23 protein-coding genes are annotated in these 18,505 nt (G+C 63.6%); 7 read left to right on the top strand and 16 right to left on the bottom strand.

The genetic code is table 11. The features are described 5' to 3' along the window. Positions 1–26: 26 nt before the first annotated feature. The 4 genes from argH (at position 27) to BKY27_RS03085 (ending at position 3,225) form a co-directional block, all read left to right on the top strand. Entirely contained in the window at positions 27–1,418 is a 1,392-nt protein-coding gene (argH, locus tag BKY27_RS03100; protein WP_071672986.1) for an argininosuccinate lyase, read from the top strand. Continuing rightward, entirely contained in the window at positions 1,415–1,570 is a 156-nt protein-coding gene (locus BKY27_RS03095) for an argininosuccinate lyase (protein ID WP_071672985.1), read from the top strand. Before argH ends, BKY27_RS03095 begins: the two co-directional genes overlap by 4 nt. Positions 1,571–1,683: 113 nt before the next feature. Beyond that, entirely contained in the window at positions 1,684–2,154 is a 471-nt protein-coding gene (gene greA / locus BKY27_RS03090) for a transcription elongation factor GreA (RefSeq protein WP_071672984.1), read from the top strand. 36 nt (positions 2,155–2,190) lie between these two features. Next, the gene (locus BKY27_RS03085) at positions 2,191–3,225 is read left to right on the top strand and encodes a hypothetical protein (protein ID WP_071672983.1); all 1,035 of its coding nucleotides are present in this window, start codon (positions 2,191–2,193) and stop codon (positions 3,223–3,225) included. Positions 3,226–3,371: 146 nt separating this feature from the next. Here BKY27_RS03085 and mobA read toward each other — a convergent pair whose 3' ends face one another. Then, a complete protein-coding gene (gene mobA, locus BKY27_RS03080; RefSeq protein WP_071672982.1) occupies positions 3,372–3,980 on the bottom strand; it encodes a molybdenum cofactor guanylyltransferase MobA in 609 nt (202 codons plus the stop codon). Between the two features lie 109 nt (positions 3,981–4,089). Here mobA and BKY27_RS03075 point away from each other — a divergent pair, with 109 nt between their 5' ends. Continuing rightward, a complete protein-coding gene (locus BKY27_RS03075; protein ID WP_071672981.1) occupies positions 4,090–4,791 on the top strand; it encodes an AzlC family ABC transporter permease in 702 nt (233 codons plus the stop codon). After that, positions 4,788–5,120, top strand: coding sequence for an AzlD domain-containing protein (locus BKY27_RS03070; RefSeq protein ID WP_071672980.1), 333 nt, complete (start codon positions 4,788–4,790; stop codon positions 5,118–5,120). Before BKY27_RS03075 ends, BKY27_RS03070 begins: the two co-directional genes overlap by 4 nt. Here the strand turns inward: BKY27_RS03070 and mscL are convergent. Then, on the bottom strand, positions 5,117–5,548 hold the full coding sequence (gene mscL / locus BKY27_RS03065; RefSeq protein WP_071672979.1) for a large conductance mechanosensitive channel protein MscL: 432 nt from the start codon (positions 5,546–5,548) through the stop codon (positions 5,117–5,119). The two genes, BKY27_RS03070 and mscL, sit on opposite strands and share 4 nt — an antisense overlap. A gap of 121 nt (positions 5,549–5,669) precedes the next feature. On the opposite strand from mscL, the gene BKY27_RS03060 reads away from it, so the two are divergent. Next, positions 5,670–6,368 (top strand): glutathione S-transferase family protein, encoded by a 699-nt coding sequence (locus BKY27_RS03060; protein WP_071672978.1) that lies wholly within the window; start codon positions 5,670–5,672, stop codon positions 6,366–6,368. Here BKY27_RS03060 and BKY27_RS03055 read toward each other — a convergent pair whose 3' ends face one another. The 14 genes from BKY27_RS03055 to BKY27_RS02995 all read right to left on the bottom strand — a co-directional run bounded on the left by BKY27_RS03055 (position 6,369) and on the right by BKY27_RS02995 (position 18,384). Continuing rightward, positions 6,369–6,815, bottom strand: a complete 447-nt coding sequence (locus BKY27_RS03055; protein ID WP_071672977.1) for a YtoQ family protein — start codon at positions 6,813–6,815, stop codon at positions 6,369–6,371. It lies immediately after the preceding gene. A gap of 111 nt (positions 6,816–6,926) precedes the next feature. Further along, positions 6,927–8,546: an FAD-binding dehydrogenase gene (locus BKY27_RS03050; RefSeq protein WP_071672976.1), complete on the bottom strand. Its 1,620-nt coding sequence runs from the start codon at positions 8,544–8,546 to the stop codon at positions 6,927–6,929. 75 nt (positions 8,547–8,621) lie between these two features. Beyond that, positions 8,622–9,770 (bottom strand): WD40/YVTN/BNR-like repeat-containing protein, encoded by a 1,149-nt coding sequence (locus BKY27_RS03045; protein WP_071672975.1) that lies wholly within the window; start codon positions 9,768–9,770, stop codon positions 8,622–8,624. Between the two features lie 174 nt (positions 9,771–9,944). Continuing rightward, on the bottom strand, positions 9,945–10,088 hold the full coding sequence (locus BKY27_RS20090; protein WP_158514955.1) for a hypothetical protein: 144 nt from the start codon (positions 10,086–10,088) through the stop codon (positions 9,945–9,947). Positions 10,089–10,215: 127 nt separating this feature from the next. Continuing rightward, on the bottom strand, positions 10,216–10,941 hold the full coding sequence (locus BKY27_RS03040; protein ID WP_071672974.1) for a ZIP family metal transporter: 726 nt from the start codon (positions 10,939–10,941) through the stop codon (positions 10,216–10,218). A 540-nt stretch (positions 10,942–11,481) separates the two neighbouring features. Continuing rightward, positions 11,482–12,261 carry a succinate dehydrogenase iron-sulfur subunit gene (locus BKY27_RS03035; protein WP_071672973.1) on the bottom strand — a complete coding sequence of 260 codons (780 nt, stop codon included), beginning with the start codon at positions 12,259–12,261 and terminating at the stop codon, positions 11,482–11,484. Between the two features lie 12 nt (positions 12,262–12,273). After that, complete coding sequence (sdhA, locus tag BKY27_RS03030; RefSeq protein ID WP_071672972.1) at positions 12,274–14,082, bottom strand: succinate dehydrogenase flavoprotein subunit; 1,809 nt, start codon at positions 14,080–14,082, stop codon at positions 12,274–12,276. Positions 14,083–14,106: 24 nt separating this feature from the next. Then, a complete protein-coding gene (sdhD, locus tag BKY27_RS03025) occupies positions 14,107–14,478 on the bottom strand; it encodes a succinate dehydrogenase, hydrophobic membrane anchor protein (RefSeq protein WP_071672971.1) in 372 nt (123 codons plus the stop codon). Positions 14,479–14,492: 14 nt separating this feature from the next. After that, positions 14,493–14,876 (bottom strand): succinate dehydrogenase, cytochrome b556 subunit, encoded by a 384-nt coding sequence (gene sdhC, locus BKY27_RS03020; protein WP_071672970.1) that lies wholly within the window; start codon positions 14,874–14,876, stop codon positions 14,493–14,495. A gap of 171 nt (positions 14,877–15,047) precedes the next feature. Beyond that, positions 15,048–15,458, bottom strand: a complete 411-nt coding sequence (locus BKY27_RS03015) for a hypothetical protein (protein WP_071672969.1) — start codon at positions 15,456–15,458, stop codon at positions 15,048–15,050. A 237-nt stretch (positions 15,459–15,695) separates the two neighbouring features. Next, a complete protein-coding gene (locus BKY27_RS03010) occupies positions 15,696–16,727 on the bottom strand; it encodes a MaoC family dehydratase (RefSeq protein WP_071672968.1) in 1,032 nt (343 codons plus the stop codon). 3 nt (positions 16,728–16,730) lie between these two features. After that, a complete protein-coding gene (locus BKY27_RS03005; RefSeq protein WP_071672967.1) occupies positions 16,731–16,934 on the bottom strand; it encodes a DUF1737 domain-containing protein in 204 nt (67 codons plus the stop codon). Between the two features lie 4 nt (positions 16,935–16,938). Then, on the bottom strand, positions 16,939–17,490 hold the full coding sequence (locus BKY27_RS03000; protein WP_071672966.1) for an NnrU family protein: 552 nt from the start codon (positions 17,488–17,490) through the stop codon (positions 16,939–16,941). Positions 17,491–17,526: 36 nt separating this feature from the next. Beyond that, on the bottom strand, positions 17,527–18,384 hold the full coding sequence (locus tag BKY27_RS02995; RefSeq protein ID WP_071672965.1) for an HpcH/HpaI aldolase/citrate lyase family protein: 858 nt from the start codon (positions 18,382–18,384) through the stop codon (positions 17,527–17,529). Positions 18,385–18,505: the final 121 nt, after the last annotated feature.

The following is an 18,505-nucleotide window of genomic DNA, read 5'->3' as shown; positions in this document are numbered from 1 at the left end:
TTTTCCTCCGGGGTTACTGTTAAGACATGTCTACCAAAAGCTCGAACGCAATGTGGGGCGGCCGTTTCGCCGCAGGGCCTGACGCGATCATGGAGGCGATCAACGCCTCGATCGGGTTCGACAAACGCCTGGCGAAGCAGGATATCGACGGCTCTCGCGCACATGCGGCCATGCTGGCGGCACAAGGTATCTTGACTGATAAGGATGCCGAGGCGATCCGGGAAGGCCTGCTCACGGTCTTGTCAGAAATCGAGGGTGGAACATTTGAGTTTTCCACCGCGCTGGAAGACATCCACATGAATGTGGAGGCCCGGCTGAAGGACATCGTCGGCGAGGCCGCCGGTCGCTTGCACACCGCGCGCAGCCGCAACGACCAGGTGGCCACGGATTTCAAACTCTGGGTCCGCGAGCAGATGGATGCCACGATATCGGGCCTTACTGCCCTGATGCAGGCGCTGCTGGCGCAGGCCGAGGCCGGGGCGGATTGGGTGATGCCGGGCTTTACCCACCTGCAAACCGCGCAGCCGGTGACGTGGGGCCATCACATGATGGCCTATGTCGAGATGTTCGCCCGCGACCGGTCGCGTTTTCAGGACGCGCGCAAGCGGATGAACGAATGTCCGCTCGGGGCGGCGGCCCTTGCCGGCACATCGTTCGCCATCGACCGGCACGCGACCGCAGAGGCGCTCGGGTTTGACCGGCCCTCGGCCAACAGCCTCGATGCCGTGTCCGACCGCGATTTTGCGTTGGAATTTCTCGCAGCGGCGACCATCTGCGCGATGCACCTCAGCCGCATGGCGGAAGAGCTGGTGATCTGGTCCTCGGCGCAGTTCCGCTTCGTGACCCTCAGCGACCGGTTCTCGACCGGCTCGTCGATCATGCCGCAGAAGAAGAACCCCGACGCGGCGGAACTGATCCGCGCCAAGATCGGGCGCATCCTCGGGGCCAATGTCGCCCTGCTGACCGTCATGAAGGGGCTGCCACTGGCCTATTCCAAGGACATGCAGGAAGACAAGGAACAGGTCTTTGACGCGGCTGACAACCTTGCCCTCGCGCTTGCCGCGATGGAGGGTATGGTGCGCGACATGACCGCGAACCGCGACAACCTCGAAGCGGCGGCGGGCAGCGGCTTTTCGACCGCGACCGACCTTGCCGACTGGCTGGTGCGGGTGCTCGACATGCCGTTCCGCGATGCCCACCACGTCACCGGCGCGCTGGTCAAACTGGCCGAGGACAAGGGATGCGACCTGCCCGACCTCAGCCTTGACGACATGCACTCGGTCAATGCGCAGATCACCGCCGATGTGTTCGACGTTCTGGGCGTGCACAATTCCGTTGCCTCCAGAATGTCCTATGGTGGGACGGCACCCGAAAAGGTGCTCACGCAAGTCAGACGCTGGAAGGACGCCCTCGCATGATCCGCCTTATCACTGGCCTTGCGGCCATTGCACTTCTGTCGGCCTGTGGCGTCGATGGCGCGCCGACCCACCCGGAACGCCGCCCCGCCCCGGCCACCACGGGCGTTTCCATTTCCGGGACGGTCGAGATGGGCGTTTCCGGAAGCCTCTAGATCAGCCACCCCGCCGCACATTTTCCAGCCTTTCCCGTTGAACTGCGGGCAGAGGCCCCATATCGTCAGGCCCTAGCACGCCGGACAAAACAGGGACAAAGAGCGTATTTTCGATGGACAAGATCCCCATGACACCCAAGGGCTATGCAGCCCTCGACGCGGAACTGAAGCATCTCAAATCGGTCGAGCGTCCGGCCATCATCGCCGCCATTGCAGAGGCGCGCGAGCATGGAGACCTGTCGGAAAATGCCGAATATCATTCGGCCCGCGAAAAACAGTCGTTCATCGAGGGCCGCATCAAGGAGCTTGAGGGACTGATCAGCCTTGCGCAGGTGATCGACCCCAAGACCCTGTCCGGCTCGATCAAGTTCGGCGCGACCGTGGACCTGGTCGATGAAGACACCGAGGAAGAGAAGACCTATCAGATCGTTGGCGAAGCCGAAGCCAACATCGAAAAAGGCCTGCTCAACATCAACTCGCCCCTCGCCCGCGCCTTGATCGGGAAAGAGGAAGGTGACAGTGTCGATGTGAAGACACCCGGGGGCAGCAAGGATTATGAGATCGTCAAGGTCTCCTACATCTAGTATAGTGGGTCTGCCTGCACGCGGAACTTGGTGGTTATGGCAGACGACAAGCACCCCGGCTCGTTAGAGCTTGGCATTTATTCACAGGAACAGGGCACCCCCCGGATCACTGCGGTGGAAATCGTGGCGCTGGTGCTGACGGCGGGCTGGCTGGCGATTGTCGGCTGGGTCTTTTTCGGCACCGATCTGGCCGCCGACATGGGCGACAGCGCGACCTTGCAGGTCACCATGCTGATGCTGGCGACCTTCATGCCGATCGCGCTCATTTGGGTCGCGGCCTCGGCGGCCAAGACCGCCCGGATCATGCGCGAGGAATCGGCCCGCCTGCAAAGCGCGATTGACGCGATGCGCGCGGCCTATGTCGTGCAGCAGCAGCGTAGCGCGGTGGAAATGAAACCCGCCGTGGCCGCACGTCTGAACGAGTTGGCAGAGGCGCAGCGTTCCACCCAGACGGCGCTGGCGACCTTCACCAGCCTGCGCCGCCCGTCCGAGAGTGCCGAAGACCGCGCCGCCGTGGTCAAACAGGCCGCAACCGCCACCGAAGAGCCGCCGCAACCCAGCCTTCTGGGCCTTGGCGCGCCCGCCGACGACCTGTCCGATCCGATCTCGATCGCCGATTTCATCAAGTCGCTGAATTTTCCCGAGAACGAGCACGACAAGGAAGGCTTCCGCACTCTGCGCCGGGCCTTGAACGATCCCTCGACCAAGAAACTGATCCGGTCGGCGCAGGATGTGCTGACCTTGCTCAGCCAGGACGGCATCTACATGGACGACCTGCGCCCGGACCGCGCCAAGCCCGAGCTGTGGCGGCGTTTTGCCAAGGGCGACCGGGGCAAGACCGTCGCGGCCCTCGGTGGCATCCGCGACCGATCCTCGCTGGCGCTGTCGGCCGGTCGGATGAAGCAAGACCCGGTCTTCCGCGACGCGGTGCACCACTTCCTGCGGCAGTTCGACAAGACGCTGGTGGAGTTCGAGCAGAACGCCACCGACGAGGAAATCGCCCTGATGTCCGACACTCGCACCGCCCGCGCCTTTATGCTGATGGGCCGCGTGACGGGAATGTTCGATTAGGATCGGCTTGTGTGCACCGCTCGGAGTGTCACGAAAACGGTCGTTTTTGCCAAAGTTCAACAGGTCAAACGAAGCCGGTCAGGGGACTGGCCTGCGGCATCCATGCAATGCCGACAGGGTGTCGCCGCCGTCCCGTTGATACCGGCTCACCCCAGCATTGCCTCTGCCCGGGCCAGATCCTCGGGCGTGTTGATGTTGAAGAACGGGTCGACCCGTCCCGCCGGGAACGGTGCCAGCGCAACACCATGCCCCCCGGCCCATCGGCGCACCTTGCGCTCGCCCTGTGCCAGGCTGGCCCGCAGGTCTTGGCGCAGCGCCACGGGCCAGAGGCCGAAGGTGGGCTGCATCAGCGCACGACCCTCTGCCTCGCTTGCAGCCAGGGCGATCGGCTGGCCCTCTGTCTCGGACGCCAACAACAGGCGCGGCACAAGGTCTTCGGGAAAGAACGGGGTATCCGCGGCCACCGTCACGATATGTGAGGCCCCCTGAACGGCAGCCCAATCCAACCCCGCCAGCACCCCTGCCAGCGGCCCCGGAAACCCGGCAAGGCCATCGGGCAGGACCGGCAGCCCCAGATCTGCGAACCGCGCCACCTCGCCGTTTGCATTCAGCGCCAGCGCCGCCACCTGCGGCCCGATCCGCTCGATCACGCGCGCAAACAACGTGCGTTGCCCTAGCATCAGCCGCCCCTTGTCGCCGCCGCCCATGCGGGTCGCCCGACCGCCCGCCAGAATGAGCCCAAGAGGCTGCTTCATGGCAGTCCCCCCATCACCAATCGTGATGGTTCATCATCCAGAACAGTCATTTGCATCCCCCGGTCGGGCGGTCTAAGGGCGTAGACAGGTTCTATCGCAAGGCCCCCTCATGTCCAGCTCTTCCCCCCGCGCCGCGTATTTTCGCGGTCTGAGACAATCGCTCCCGTTCCTTTTGGTCGTGTTGCCCTTCGGGATGCTCTTCGGCGTGGTCGCTCGGGATGCTGGGCTGGACCTGGCGCAGACAATGGGGTTTTCGGTCGTGGTCATCGCGGGCGCGGCGCAGTTCACCGCAGTGCAACTGATGCAGGATCAGGCGCCGACAATCATCGTTCTGGCCTCGGCCCTTGCGGTCAACCTGCGCATGGCGATGTATGCGGCCTCGCTCGCCCCCCATCTGGGGCCTGCGCCAAGCTGGCAACGCATCTTCATCGCCTATTTCAATGTCGATGCCACCTATGCGCTGTCGCATCTCGAATACGAGCGCAACCCGTCCCAGCCATTGCCCCAGAAGGTCGCCTATTACATGGGGACGGCCACTGTCATCTGCCTGCCGTGGTATGTGGTGACATGGATCGGCGCGGTTCTGGGCAATGCGATCCCGGCGGGCTTGTCGCTCGATTTCGCAGTGCCCATTGCCTTCATTTCGTTCTTCGCCCCGGCGCTACGCACCCCTGCCCATATCGCGGCTGCCTTGGCCTCGATCGTGCTGGCGGTCTCGCTGCAATGGGTGCCGCATAACCTGTGGATCTTGCTGGCGGGGGCCGGCGCGATGATCGTAGGCGCGGAAGTGGAACGGAGGCTGGCGCAATGACCGGGTGGAGCGACACCGCCATCTGGGTCGTTGTCGTCGGCCTTGGCCTCGGCACATTCGCGATCCGCTATTCCTTCCTCGGGCTTCTGGGCAACCGCGACCTTCCGGAATGGGTGCTGCGCCACCTGCGCTACACCGCCGTGGGCATTCTGCCCGCGCTGATCACGCCCATGGTACTATGGCCCGACGCCACAGACGGCCAGACCGATCCGGCCCGCCTGACTGCGGCGCTGGTCGCCCTTTCGGCAGGCTATTTGACCAAGGACGCCATCGTGACCATCGTCTCGGGCCTTGGCACGCTGTTCCTGCTGCAAGCGGTCGGGGTTTAGGCCTTTTTCAAAGAGTCCCGGATTTCGATCAGGATGTCCAACTCGCTCGGGCCGGGCGCGGGCGCGGGCTCTTCCGTCGCCTCTTCCTTGGCCTTGGCCGCGTCCTTGATCTTGTTGATCCCCCGCACCAGCAGGAACACGACGAAGGCAATGAGGAAGAAATTGATCACTGCCATGATGAAAGCCCCATAGGCAAAGGTCGCGGCCCCGGCCTCTCGCGCGGCGTCGAGCGTGTCATAGTCGCCGCCACCGATTGTGTAGAACAGGTTGGAGAAGTCGATCCCACCGGTGAAGACCCCGATCAGGGGACGGATCAAATCATCGACCAGCGATTTCACGATCGCGGTAAAGGCCGCGCCGACAATGATGCCGACGGCCATATCCATCACGTTGCCACGAGAGATGAATTTCTGAAATTCCTGTAACATGGTGCCTGGTTCCCTTTGTCCTGTTGCAGTCAGCGGCTGCCCGCAGGAAAGTTTAGCCACAAAGCCACCCCGGCTGTCTTTTGAAAACTGCGTGGGACAGGCTGACGCTACAGGACACGATATGGCAGACCTTTCCGCTTTCCCGATCACCGCCCGCTGGCCCGCCACCGATCGGCAGGCGATCCAGCTATATGCCTTCCCCACACCCAATGGCGTGAAAATCTCGATCGCGCTGGAAGAGCTCGGCCTGCCCTACGAGGCGCACAAGGTGACGCTGACGCCCGAGGAGGTGAAAAGCCCGGCCTTCCGGTCGCTCAATCCAAATGGCAAAATCCCTGCAATCATCGACCCTGACGGGCCGGACGGCCAGCCCGTCGGCCTGTTCGAAAGCGGCGCGATCCTGATCTACCTGGCCGAGAAGACAGGGCATCTGATCGGCAGCAGCCCGGCGCAGAAATACGACATTCTGCAATGGTTGATGTTCCAGATGGGGGGCATCGGGCCGATGTTCGGCCAACTCGGCTTTTTCTACAAATTCGCTGGGGCCGACATTCCCGACCACCGCCCGCGCGACCGGTATCTGGCCGAGGCGCGGCGACTGCTGGCGATCATAGAAGATCGTCTGGACGGGCGGGAATGGCTTTGCGACGACTACTCGATCGCCGATATCGCCACCGCCCCATGGCTGCGCGTTCTGGACGTCTACGGCGCCTGCGAGGCGGTGCATTGGGCCGACCTGCCCAATTGCCAGCGCTACATGCAGCAGTTCCTTGCGCGCCCGGCCGTGAAGGTGGGGCTTGTCACCCCACCCCGAGACTGACTAGCCCGGCAGGGTGCCGGTCAGCACATAGCGAAGGATCTGCACCACCTGTTCGGGCTGCTCGACAACGGCCAGCGCCGCCGCATCGACCTCTTTCAGCGCGTGCTGGTGGTCGGGGCCGTGCATGACGACCAGCGATTTGCCAAGCGCCGCCGCATAGCCCGCGTCGAAGGCCGCGTTCCACTGTTTGTACTTGTCGCCGAAGCGCACCACGACAACGTCAGCCTCGGCGATACCCTTGCGGGTGCGGATGGCATTGAGCTTCGCGCCCTTGTTGTCGTGCCAGAATTTGTCGGCCTCGGCGCCCATGATCGCCACGCCACAATCGTCGCTGGCCCCGTGATCGGTGACGGGGGCCGAAAAGGTGACATCCAGCCCCTCTGCGCCCGCAACGATCTGATCGCGCCAATCGGTGTGGATCTCACCGGACAGGTACACCTTGAGCATCTCTATTCCCCTCGTGATCTTGCGTTTTCCCGTGTCATACCCGGCTTGCGGCCACGGGGCCACCCTGCCGGGGCGTAGGATCGGTCGGCGTGGGCCGCGACAGGCCCGCCATCACACCGCCTCGCCCACGGTCTTGCCGGAAAAGATGCAGCCACCAAGGAAAGTGCCCTCAAGCGCGTTGTAGCCATGGTATCCACCACCGCCGAACCCCGCCGCCTCGCCCGCCGCGAAGAGGCCGGGTAGCGGCTGGCCATCCGCGCGCAGGACCTGCCCGGTCAGATCGGTCCAGAGACCGCCGAGCGATTTGCGCGTCAGGATGTTGAGCCGCACGCCGATGAGCGGCCCGGCCTTGGGGGCGAGGATACGGTGGGGTTTGGCGGTGCGGATCAGCTTGTCGCCCAGATAGGCCCGCGCACCGCGCATCGCCGTCACCTGCGCATCCTTGCTGACCCGGTTTTCCAACTGCGCATCGCGCGCCTCGATCTGCGCCCGGATGTGGTCAACGGACAGGTCCGGACCCGGATTGATCCGGTTCATGCCCGAAACCAGATCGGCCAGATTGTCAGCCACCACGAAATCGTCGCCCTCTGCCTTGAACGCCTCAACCGCCCGCGTAGCCCCTTTCCCCAGCCGCTCGCGCAGAACCGCCGACCAGCGGGCCGAGGTCAGGTCAGGGTTCTGTTCCGACCCTGACAGGGCAAACTCCTTCTCGATGATCTTCTGGGTCAGGATGAACCAGCTATGCGCGTGGCCGGTGGACAGGATGCGGCGCAGGGTGCCGAGCGTGTCGAAGCCGGGGAAGAAGGGTGCCTCCATCCGCTGCCCCAAGGCATCGAACCACAGAGAGGACGGCCCCGGCAGGATGCGGATGCCATGGTTGGGCCAGATCGGGTCCCAATTCCGCAGCCCCTCGGTGTAGTGCCACATGCGGTCGGTGTTGATCGTGGCCCCGCCGGCGCGGGCGGCGATCTGCTGCATCTGGCCATCCACATAGTCCGGCACGCCCGACACCATGGCTTGGGGCGGCGGCCCGAGGCGATCGACCGGCCAAGTCGCGCGCACAAGATCATGGTTGCCGCCGATACCGCCGCTTGTGACGGCCACGGTGCCCGCCCGGTAGGTGAAGCCGCCTGCGACCGCGCGGGTGGTCGAGGCGCCGCGCCGCGCGCTGTCGGGTTCCAACTCTTCGCCACGCACGCCCACCACGCGGCCTGCCTCGATCAGCAGGTCGGTCACCCGGTGGCGAAAGGCGAGCGCAATGTTGGGATGGCTCCGCACACGATCTGCAAAGGGGCGCACGACCCCCGGTCCGGTGCCCCATGTGATGTGAAAGCGCGGAATCGAATTGCCGTGGCCGGTGGCCAGCGCCCCACCCCGTTCCGCCCATCCGACCACTGGAAACCAGCGCATCCCCAGCCCGTGCAGATAGGCGCGCATCGGACCGGCGGCGAAGTCGAGATAGGCCTCGGCCCATTTCCGGGGCAGGTCATCCTCGGGCCGGTCGAACCCGGCCGATCCCATCCAGTCGGCCCCGGCCAATGCACGGCTGTCCTTCAGACCAAGGCGGCGCTGTTCGGGGGTGTCGACCATGAAAAGGCCACCAAGGCTCCACCACGCTTGCCCGCCAAGCGATTGCGGCCCTTCCTGATCCAGGAGCAACACCTTGCGGCCCCGTTCCGCCGCGTGCCACGCCGCGACAAGGCCTGACAGGCCTGCGCCGACGATGATCAAATCCGCGTCCGTGCTGCATCCTCCCTGACGGGCAGGCTAACGCGGGCGGCGCCACAGGCAAAACGCGTCCTTGCGTCACCCGGTGGTCAGGGTCTCGACCGACAGGACCGTGGGCAGGTGGCGGGCGACCTCGACCCAAGTCTCTCCGGTATCGGTCGAGCCAAAGACCGAGCCGCTGTTGGTGCCAAAATAGACGCCCGGCCGATCCTCGGTGTCTGTGGCCATCGCCTGACGCAGCACGGTAAAAAAGCACGCCTCTTGCGGCAGGCCATTGCGGGTGGCCTGCCATGTCGCGCCGCCATCGCAGGAGCGCCAGACCGCGGCGGCGGCATCGGGCGGGTAGCGGCCCGCCATGTCGCCGTTGAGCGGGAAGGTCCAGATCATCTCGGGGTCTTGCGGGTTTACCGCGATGGGGAATCCGAAGGTCGAGGGCAACCCCTCGGTGATATCATCCCACGAGCGCCCCCCGTCGCGGCTGCGAAAAACACCGTGGTGGTTTTGCTGGTAGAGCGTGCCGCTGTCGCCCGCGCGCACCATGTTATGCACGCAAAACCCGGTCTGCCCGTCACGCGGGGCGGCGGGATGGTCGTGGGGCCCGCAGGCCTCGGCGTTCGACAGACGGTTGCGACGGTCCCAGCTTGTTCCGCCATCGTCCGACGCGAAAACGCCCGCCGCAGAGATACCCAGCCAGATTTTCCCCGGCGCGCCCGGATCCGTGAGAATCGTGTGCAGTGTCAGCCCCGCCGCACCGGGGGTGAACCCCTCGCGGTCGGGGTGGTTGGCGAGCGCCTCGTTCCGGGTCCAGCTTTCGCCGCCATCGCGGCTGTGCAACAGCGTGCCGGGTTTCACACCGGCATGAAGGCGTCCGTGCGCATGATGAAGGGACCAGACCGAGTGCAATTCGTCCCCGAAGGGGACGGGCTCATCCGTCCAGCCGATCATCTCGGCGAACCCGGCATCGTTCGCGGCCCACTGGTCGAGCTGTCCGGTGGAAAGCTTGGCAAGTGTCCATGTCGCGCCGCCATCGGTCGACCGCCAGACGCCCGCGCCCTGCCACTCGCCCCCGCCACCGGCCCAGATCGTGCCGATTTCCGGGTCGCCGACCACATGGTTGATAGGCCAAAGATCGCAATGCGGTCCGGTGACAGTCCAGTCCTGCCGGTCGGGATCGGCTGAAATCAGGAAGGCGCCCTTGGTGGTGCCGACAAGAAGGGTGGTCGTCATGGATACGCTCCGCGCTTTGGACACGGCCCCCACTATACCATTGGTTGTGCACCACCCCTAGCCCGATGACACGAAAACGCCCCCACGGGGGGGGGCGCCTTTTGCTGAACCTAGTGCATGTCGGGCAAAATGGAGAACCGGCTTAGCGATCCTTGGACACGCTGTAGGAGCCGATCACGCGGCGAGCGGCAGGTCTTCGTATTCCACCTTCGCCACTTTCCGGGGCGCGACGGGGCTGTAATAGGACAGGGACTCTTCAAGAAGACGCAGGGCTTCGTCGGCGTCGAACTGGGCGGGGGCGTCAGAGGTCTGGGACATCGGGTTTCTCATCGTCAAACTGTCCTCCCTTGACGCAGAAGATAGACCTCGCCACAGCGCGGCACACCCCCTGTTTCGGCAAACGCCCGTTGCAGGATTTGCATGGCGCTCAACGGGTTACGCATGGTCATCCGACCGTGAGATGCCCTGCCAGCCCCAGCATGAATCCGGCCACGGCCCCAAGCGGCGGCGCGTGACGGTTTGCCAGAACGGCCTGAGGGGCGATATCCTCGAACACCAGATAGAGGATGCCCCCCGCCGCAAAGAGCATGATCCCACCAAGCGTTCCGGGCGCATCGACCAGCACGATATGCCCAAGAGTCGCGGCCAAAGGTCCGATCGGGACCAGCAGGCAAAAGAACAGCAGCACCCGGCGCGGGCGCAGGCGGGAAACAGTGGTGATTTCGCGATAGGCGTTGAACCCTTCCGGCAGGTTTTGCAAAAAGATGATCCCGGCCAGCACCAAGGCGGTTTCCGACCCCGTGGCCAGCAAAGCGCCAAGTGCCAGCGACTCGGGCAGGAAATCGAGCAGCATGGCCACCAATTGGGACGACCCGCCACCCCTGCGGGCCAGCATCACGTCGAGCCCGGCAAAGGCAATCCCGCCAATCCCGAACAACGCAATGCTGTGGCCGGGGGCCAGATGTAACGCCCCCTCGGGAACCAGCACCAGGGCTACCCCGGACACGAGCGCCCCGCCGCCAAAGGCAATCACGGAGTGGCGCAGTTCGTTTTCCATCCAGCGGGGCCGGATATGTTCGATCTGTGCCAGAAAACCGCCAAGCGGAATCGCCATGCCCGCCAGCGTGGAATAGAGGAGCGCGAGGGTCAGGCTGTCGGTAATCTGGGGCATTTCATGCGTCCAAGAGGGGTGGATTCAATTTATAGGCAAGAGATGGGAAAGACCACAAGCGCTGGCCTTACAAAGCTGAAGGCATGAGGCCGCGTTTGCATTCTTTCGGCGGCTGACCGTCCTGAGTGAAGGCTTCGGCGCCACAGGCTGAACAGACCCAAAGCGGGTGGCGAGCCAGTCTACGGCTTGGGTCGACCGCCCAATGACAAGCACGCGGACCCTGCGGTATTGCAGCTTGCCGAGATGTCGTCTCGACGCTGGTCAGGCGCGGTTTTCGGCGACCCCGCCGCAGCAGCCACCAACCGATGCCAAGCCAAAGCGCTGTAGCGAACAGGGCCAGCCCCGCTGCAACAAGCGGATCCTGCTGCGGCAGGACATCCCGTACCCAATTTGGCAGATATGCATCGCTTCCGGTCATGGACCCGCAGGATATCCCAGGTCCGCGCAGGGGCAAGGGGCCCCATACCACGCCTCTGATGGACCATGAAAAAGGGGCCGGCAAAGCGTATTCGCCGGCCCCTCTTCACACATGCGATGCGATCAAAGCTGACGCTCGACCATCATCTTCTTGATCGACGCGATGGCCTTGGCCGGGTTCAGGCCCTTGGGGCAAGTCTTGGCGCAGTTCATGATGGTGTGGCAGCGATACAGCTTGAACGGATCTTCCAGATCGTCCAAACGCTCGCCGGTTGCCTCATCGCGGCTGTCGATGATCCAGCGATACGCGTGCAGCAGCGCGGCGGGGCCAAGGTAGCGGTCGCCATTCCACCAGTAGCTCGGGCACGACGTCGAACAGCACGCGCACATCACGCATTCATAAAGCCCGTCGAGCTTCTTGCGGTCCTCGATGGATTGGCGCCATTCATGTTCCGGGGCCGAGGTCTTGGTTTCCAGCCACGGCATGATCGATTCATGCTGCGCATAGAAATGGGTCAGATCGGGGATCAGGTCTTTGACGACCGGCATATGCGGCAGCGGGTAGATCTTCACGTCGCCCTTGATCTCATCCATGCCGTAGATACAGGCCAGCGTGTTGATCCCGTCGATATTCATCGCACAAGATCCGCAGATGCCTTCGCGGCAGGACCGGCGGAAGGTCAGCGTCGGGTCGATCTCGTTCTTGATCTTGATCAGCGCGTCCAGAACCATCGGCCCGCAAGCGTCCATGTCGACGAAATACGTATCGACCTGCGGGTTCTTGCCATCATCCGGGTTCCAGCGATAGATCTGGAACTTGCGAACATTGGTGGCACCGTCCGGCTTGGGCCAGGTCTTGCCGGTGATGATCTTGGAGTTTCTCGGAAGCGTGAATTGAACCATGTCTCCGTCTCCTTAATAGACCCGCGCCTTGGGCGCGATTTTCTTGAGATCAATGCCACCCTCTTCCGCCGTGGACAGCGGATCAAGGTGCACCGGGCGATAGCTGAGATCGACCCGATTGCCATCGACACGGGAAATCGTGTGGACCCGCCATGCCTTGTCGTCGCGGTCGGGGTAATCCTCGTGCGCGTGGGCGCCGCGGGATTCCTTGCGCGCCTCGGCCCCGGTGATGGTGGCCAATGCGTTCGGCATCAGGTTGGTCAGTTCCAGCGTTTCCATCAGGTCAGAGTTCCAGACCAGCGACCGGTCGGTGACCTTGATGTCGTTAAGCTTGCCCGCCACGGCGGTCATCTTCTCGACGCCTTCGGCCAGCGTCTTGTCTGTGCGGAAGACGGCGGCGTCGGCCTGCATGGTCTTTTGCATCTCCAGCCGCAGTTCAGCGGTCGGGGTTGAGCCGTTGGCGTAGCGGATACCGTCGAACCGGCCAAGGGCCTTGTCGATGGAGGCCTGGTTCAAGGTCGGGTTCGCCGCCTCGGGATCGACCACCTTGCCAGCGCGGATCGCGGCGGCCCGGCCAAAGACCACGAGGTCAATCAACGAGTTGGAGCCGAGGCGGTTGGCCCCGTGCACCGACGCGCAACCGGCCTCGCCCACGGCCATCAGGCCGGGCACCACGGCGTCGGGTTCGTCGGCGGAGGGGTTCAGAACCTCGCCCCAGTAGTTCGTGGGGATACCGCCCATGTTGTAGTGCACGGTGGGCAGGATCGGGATCGGTTCCTTGGTGACATCGACACCGGCGAAGATCCGGGCCGATTCCGAGATACCCGGCAGCCGTTCGGCCAACGCCTCGGGCGGCAGGTGGTTGAGGTGCAGGTGCATGTGGTCCTTGTTCGGCCCTACGCCGCGCCCTTCGCGGATCTCGATGGTGATGCAACGGCTAACCACGTCGCGCGACGCCAGATCCTTGTAGGTCGGCGCGTAGCGTTCCATGAACCGCTCGCCCTCCGAGTTGGTCAGGTAGCCGCCTTCGCCACGGGCGCCCTCGGTGATCAGGCAGCCCGAGCCGTAGATGCCGGTCGGGTGGAACTGCACGAATTCCATGTCCTGAAGCGGCAGGCCCGCGCGGGCCACCATGCCACCGCCGTCGCCGGTGCAAGTGTGCGCGGAGGTGGCCGAGAAATAAGCGCGGCCGTAGCCGCCGGTCGCCAGAACCACCATCTTGGCCGAAAAGACATGCATGGTGCCATCGTCAAGCTTCCACGCTACGACGCCTTGGCACTGGCCATCTTCGGACATGATCAGGTCCGTGGCGAAATACTCGATGTAGAATTCCGCGTTATGCTTGAGCGACTGGCCATAAAGCGTGTGCAGGATGGCGTGGCCGGTGCGGTCGGCGGCGGCGCAGGTGCGTTGCACCGGGGGGCCTTCGCCGAACTCGGTGGTGTGGCCGCCGAAGGGACGCTGGTAGATCGTACCATCTTCGGTGCGGCTGAACGGAACGCCGTAATGCTCCAGTTCATACACCGCCTTGGGGGCTTCGCGGGCGAGGTATTCCATGGCGTCGGTATCGCCCAGCCAGTCCGAGCCTTTCACGGTGTCGTACATGTGCCACTGCCAATGGTCGGGGCCCATGTTGGACAGTGACGCGGCGATTCCGCCCTGTGCCGCCACGGTGTGCGAGCGGGTCGGGAACACCTTGGAGATACAGGCGGTCTTGAGCCCCTGTTCTGCCATGCCGAGGGTCGCGCGGAGGCCCGAGCCGCCAGCGCCGATCACCACGACGTCATAGGTGTGATGGGTAATGTCGTAGGACGCGGTCATTCTTTCTGATCTCCTGTCCCTGAATTAAAGCGCGATCTGGGCGAGCGATACGAGGCCAAGGGCCATCAGCCCGTAGCTGACGCAGGCCATGACGACGATGGCGACCTTTCGCGAAAGGCCCTCCATGTAGTCTTCGATCACCATCTGGATGCCCAAACGGAAATGGTAGAAGCCGGCGATCAGCATCAGGGCTGCCGAGACGGCGGGGAAGGGACGCGACAGGGTGGCGATCACCTCTTCATAGGGGGCGCCAAGCAGCGGCCCGAACGTGAACAGGAACATCGGGACGACAACAAGCAGCGCGACCGAGGTCACGGTGGTCTTCCAGAAGTGATCGGTGCCCGATTTGGCCGAGCCGAGGCCAATCACGCGTTTGCGGTCGGTCATGAATGCCATTGGATCGGGCCTCCTCAGATCGCGATGATGGTCAGGAAGGTGAAGGCGACGGTGCCGATGATGATGCCCCAGCCCATTTTGTCGGACGCCTCGGGGTCAAGGCCAAAGCCCATGTCCCATACGAGGTGCCGCACACCGGCCAGCGCGTGATACCACAGCGCCAACAGCGAGAGCGTCATCACGATGTCGCCGAGGACCGAAGTCATCAGCCCGTCGACGAAGGCGAAATATTCAGCGCTCGAGGCCGCTGCCATCAGCCACCAGACCACCAGCAGCGCACCCCCGAGCAGGGAGATACCGGTCAGACGGTTGATGATGGAGGTCACAGAGTTGAGCTGCTTGCGATAGATCTGGAGGTGCGGGGACAGGGGCCGGTTGCCCCGGTTCACGTCAGCCATGGCGAACACCCTTTCAGGTTGTGCTAGGTGAATGCTTCTTACCCTATATGCATAGCGGGATTTTTCGCAGAGTCACCTGCCCAGACGTGAAAAGGTCGGCCAGACGGGACAGTTTTTTGGGTCTAATCGACGCAGAAACTCATTTTGTGATCACGAAATTTCCTAGTGTGATCACAAAAACGAAACCGCAAATCCCGCCAGCAGCACCGCCAGAAGAACCAAAGAGACCCGCCATGGCGCGGTGACACCGGTCTGCACTTCCAGCCGCCGGGTATAGACGGTGATCGGCGTTCCGATGATCAGTCCGACCAGCACCGGGCGCACCCGGACAATGAAACTGGAGTCTGGCTGGATCATGTCCGCGAACAGATAGATCGACACGCCACTGGCCAGCAGGGCAGCGCCAAGCGCTCGCCCGTGCGATTGCAGGATCGTATCGACGATCTGGGGCATTTCCCCCGCCGACCTGCGCATGATTTCCTGATGATACGGCGTGGGCAAGGTGCCAAACAGATAGCGGGAAGCCATGAAAATGGTCCCCAAGGCCGCCAGATAATAGAGTGCGACAGAAAGCGAATACATGGAGGGGCCCTTTAACCTGTCCTTTTGGATAGGTTAACGAAACTCATCCACTAATCAATCATTAATGCGCCGCATATGTTGCGATGCGGGCAACACTCTGGGTCTCGACGCCCGCCCCGTTTCCGGCAAAATTCCCGCGCAGGGTCATACTGCTGCCAGAATCGCCCCCGCCCCGCGGCGATTGCGGGGCGACGCAAACCATCACTCGCAAAGGGCAGGATTGGCGGGCAGGTCGCATCAGACCGGCATCAGCACCCAGTAATCCAGATCCAGCAACACCTCGGGCAGGTATTTCCCATCCTCGCCGCGCAACTGCCCCGGCGTGCCGCCCTTGGTCGCCACCAGCCGCAGCCGCAGCGCGCCAACACCGGGGGCGGGCGTCTCGGCCTTGTCCAGCACCTCTGTCCACGCCTTGACGGTGTCGCCCGCGAAACAGGGGTTGGCATGGGCACCCGCGTTGATCCCCGCGATGATTTGCGCATTGGCCAGCCCGTTGAAGGACAGCGCCCGCACCATCGAAATGACATGCCCGCCATAGATAAGCCGCTGGCCATCGGGGCGGAAGGTGGCGTCGAAATGAACCTTGGCGGTGTTCTGCCACAGGCGCGTGGCGATCATGTGCTCGGCCTCTTCCATGGTGACGCCGTCCACGTGGTCGATGATCTCGCCCACCTCGTAATCGCCCCACCGATGCGGCTCACCCGCGAGGGTAAAGTCGTAGTTGGTGAAATCGAGGCCTTCCGGGATCACGAGGCTCTCGGCCGGAACCACCTTGTCCAGGTCGGGGATCACCGTTTCCGGGGCCGGGGCGTTCGGGTCGTTCTTTCGCACCATCACCCAACGCACATAGTCCAGCACCACCTCGTCCCGCTGGTTCAGGCCCTCGGTTCGGACATGGACCACGCCGGATTTTCCGTTGGAATTCTGCTTGAGCCCGATCACCTTTGACACCGACCGCAGCGTGTCACCGGGATAGACCGGTTTGCGAAACCGCCCTTCGGCATAGCCCAGATTGGCCACCGCATTCAGCGACACGTCCGGCACCGTCTTGCCGAAGACCACGTGAAACGCGGCCAGATCATCCAGCGGCGAGGCGGCCAGACCGCAAGCCCGGGCAAACTCATCCGAGGAGTGCAGCGCGTGACGGGCGGGGTAGAGCGCATGATAAAGCGCCCGCTCGCCCCCCGACACGGTGCGCGGCACCGCGTGGTCGATCCGCTGACCAATGAAATAATCCTCGAAAAAATTACCGGGGTTTGTCTTGGCCATCGCTTACTGGTCTCCAAGCTTGGGGTCGGGGGAATAGGGGCCGGGGGCGACTTTCACCACGGCGTGGGCGCAAAGCATCACGCCCGCCGCCGCGTGAAAGGCGTAAGAGGGGTCACCACGCAGCGACCACCCCGCTTTCAAAGCCGCCGTGACCGTGTGGCCAAAGACCGAGCTACGCTTGCCGGTCAACAGACGGTACAGCCGCATCCGATCACCCGAACGGCGGATGGCCGAGCCAGGTGTGGATGAAGCCGATGATGCCCATCACGACGATGGCGCCCACGAGCGCGATTATATTGCCCTTCATCGAGGTGCCCTCGCGCCCCGCCCATTCAGGCTCTGCCCGGTTGATGGTGATGACTTCGACCACGGCCCAGGCCAGCAGGCCGCCAAAAAGGATGATCGAGGCCAGATCGCCATTCACGATCAGGTGGGCGACGGCCCATGTCTTCATGCCGGCCAGCATCGGGTGGCGCATGTTCTTGGTGATCGCCGCCTTGGCGTCGCCTGCCGCGAACAGGAAAAGCGCGACCAGAACCAGCAGGTTGTTGATATGCGTGGCGAACGCGGGCGGCATCCAGACGTTGACATAGGGCGTTCCGCGAAAGCCGATGACCATCAGCACGACGCTGGCCAGCAGCACCAGCGCGACCAGACCCTTGCCGCCATTGCCCAGCTTGGCTCGGGCGTCAGGGGCAATTCGTTTGAAAAGGTGGGCCGCCCACCACAGGGCAAGGCCAAGGACCAAGAGGGTAAAATACATGCGCGCGTCTCCGTGAAAGCTGGCTGGGTTATCGCGTCAGCCAGCCTCGATCAGGGCAATGGCCTCCGCTTTGGCCAAAGTGGACTTGGCGGTGACCACATGCAAGTTCTCGACGATCTTGCCATCGACAACCGCGACACCCTGCCCCGATGCCTCGGCCTCTTCAAAGGCGGCGATCTGGCGGCGGGCCAGATCGACCTCGGCCTCGGACGGGCCAAAGGCGGCGTTGGCGATGGCAACCTGCGCGGGGTGGATCAGGGTCTTGCCGTCAAATCCCATGTCGCGGCCCTGCGCGCATTCGGCCGCCAGCCCCTCATCATCCTTGAATGCATTGTAGACGCCGTCGACGATCACGATGCCTTCCGCCTTGGCCGCCAGCAGGCTAAGGCCAAGCCCCGCCATCATCGGCAACCGGTCGGCCCGGAACCGGGTGTTCATTTCCTTGGCAAGGTCATTCGTTCCCATGACAAAGCCCTGCATCTGCGGATGGGCGGCAATTTCAGCCGCGTTCAACATGCCGCGCGGGGTTTCCATCATCGCCCAGATCGGCTTGCCCCCCACAAGAGCCGCCAGCGCATCGACCTGGCGCGCGCTTTCCACCTTGGGCAACAGTACTGCGTCGCAATCCATTTTGGCGACCGCCTTGGCGTCGGCATCGCCCCACTGGGTGTCAAGCCCGTTGATCCGCACGATCCGCATGCGCGCACCAAAGCCCCCGGCCGCCAGCGCATTGGCAAGCGTCGCGCGGGCATTGGCCTTTTCCTCCACCGCGACCGCATCTTCGAGATCGAAGATGATCGCATCGACGGGCAGGGTCTTGGCCTTCTCCAGCGCACGCTCTTTCGAGCCGGGAATGTAGAGAACGGAACGATAGGGGGGCGCGGTCTGTTCCATGAAAAACGTCCTTCTGTCCGAGGTCCGGCGCACCCAAACACAAAGAATGCTGCGAATGCAAGTTGCTTTGTGCCGCGCTGTAGCGAAACTTTGTTGCGCGCGTCGCTTTCAGGAATGCCTG

The sequence above is a fragment of the Nioella nitratireducens genome (genome assembly GCF_001879715.1).
Taxonomy (GTDB): Bacteria; Pseudomonadota; Alphaproteobacteria; order Rhodobacterales; family Rhodobacteraceae; genus Nioella; species Nioella nitratireducens.
The sequence above is the reverse complement of the archived record's forward strand: the minus strand, read 5'-3'. Positions and strand labels throughout refer to the sequence as shown.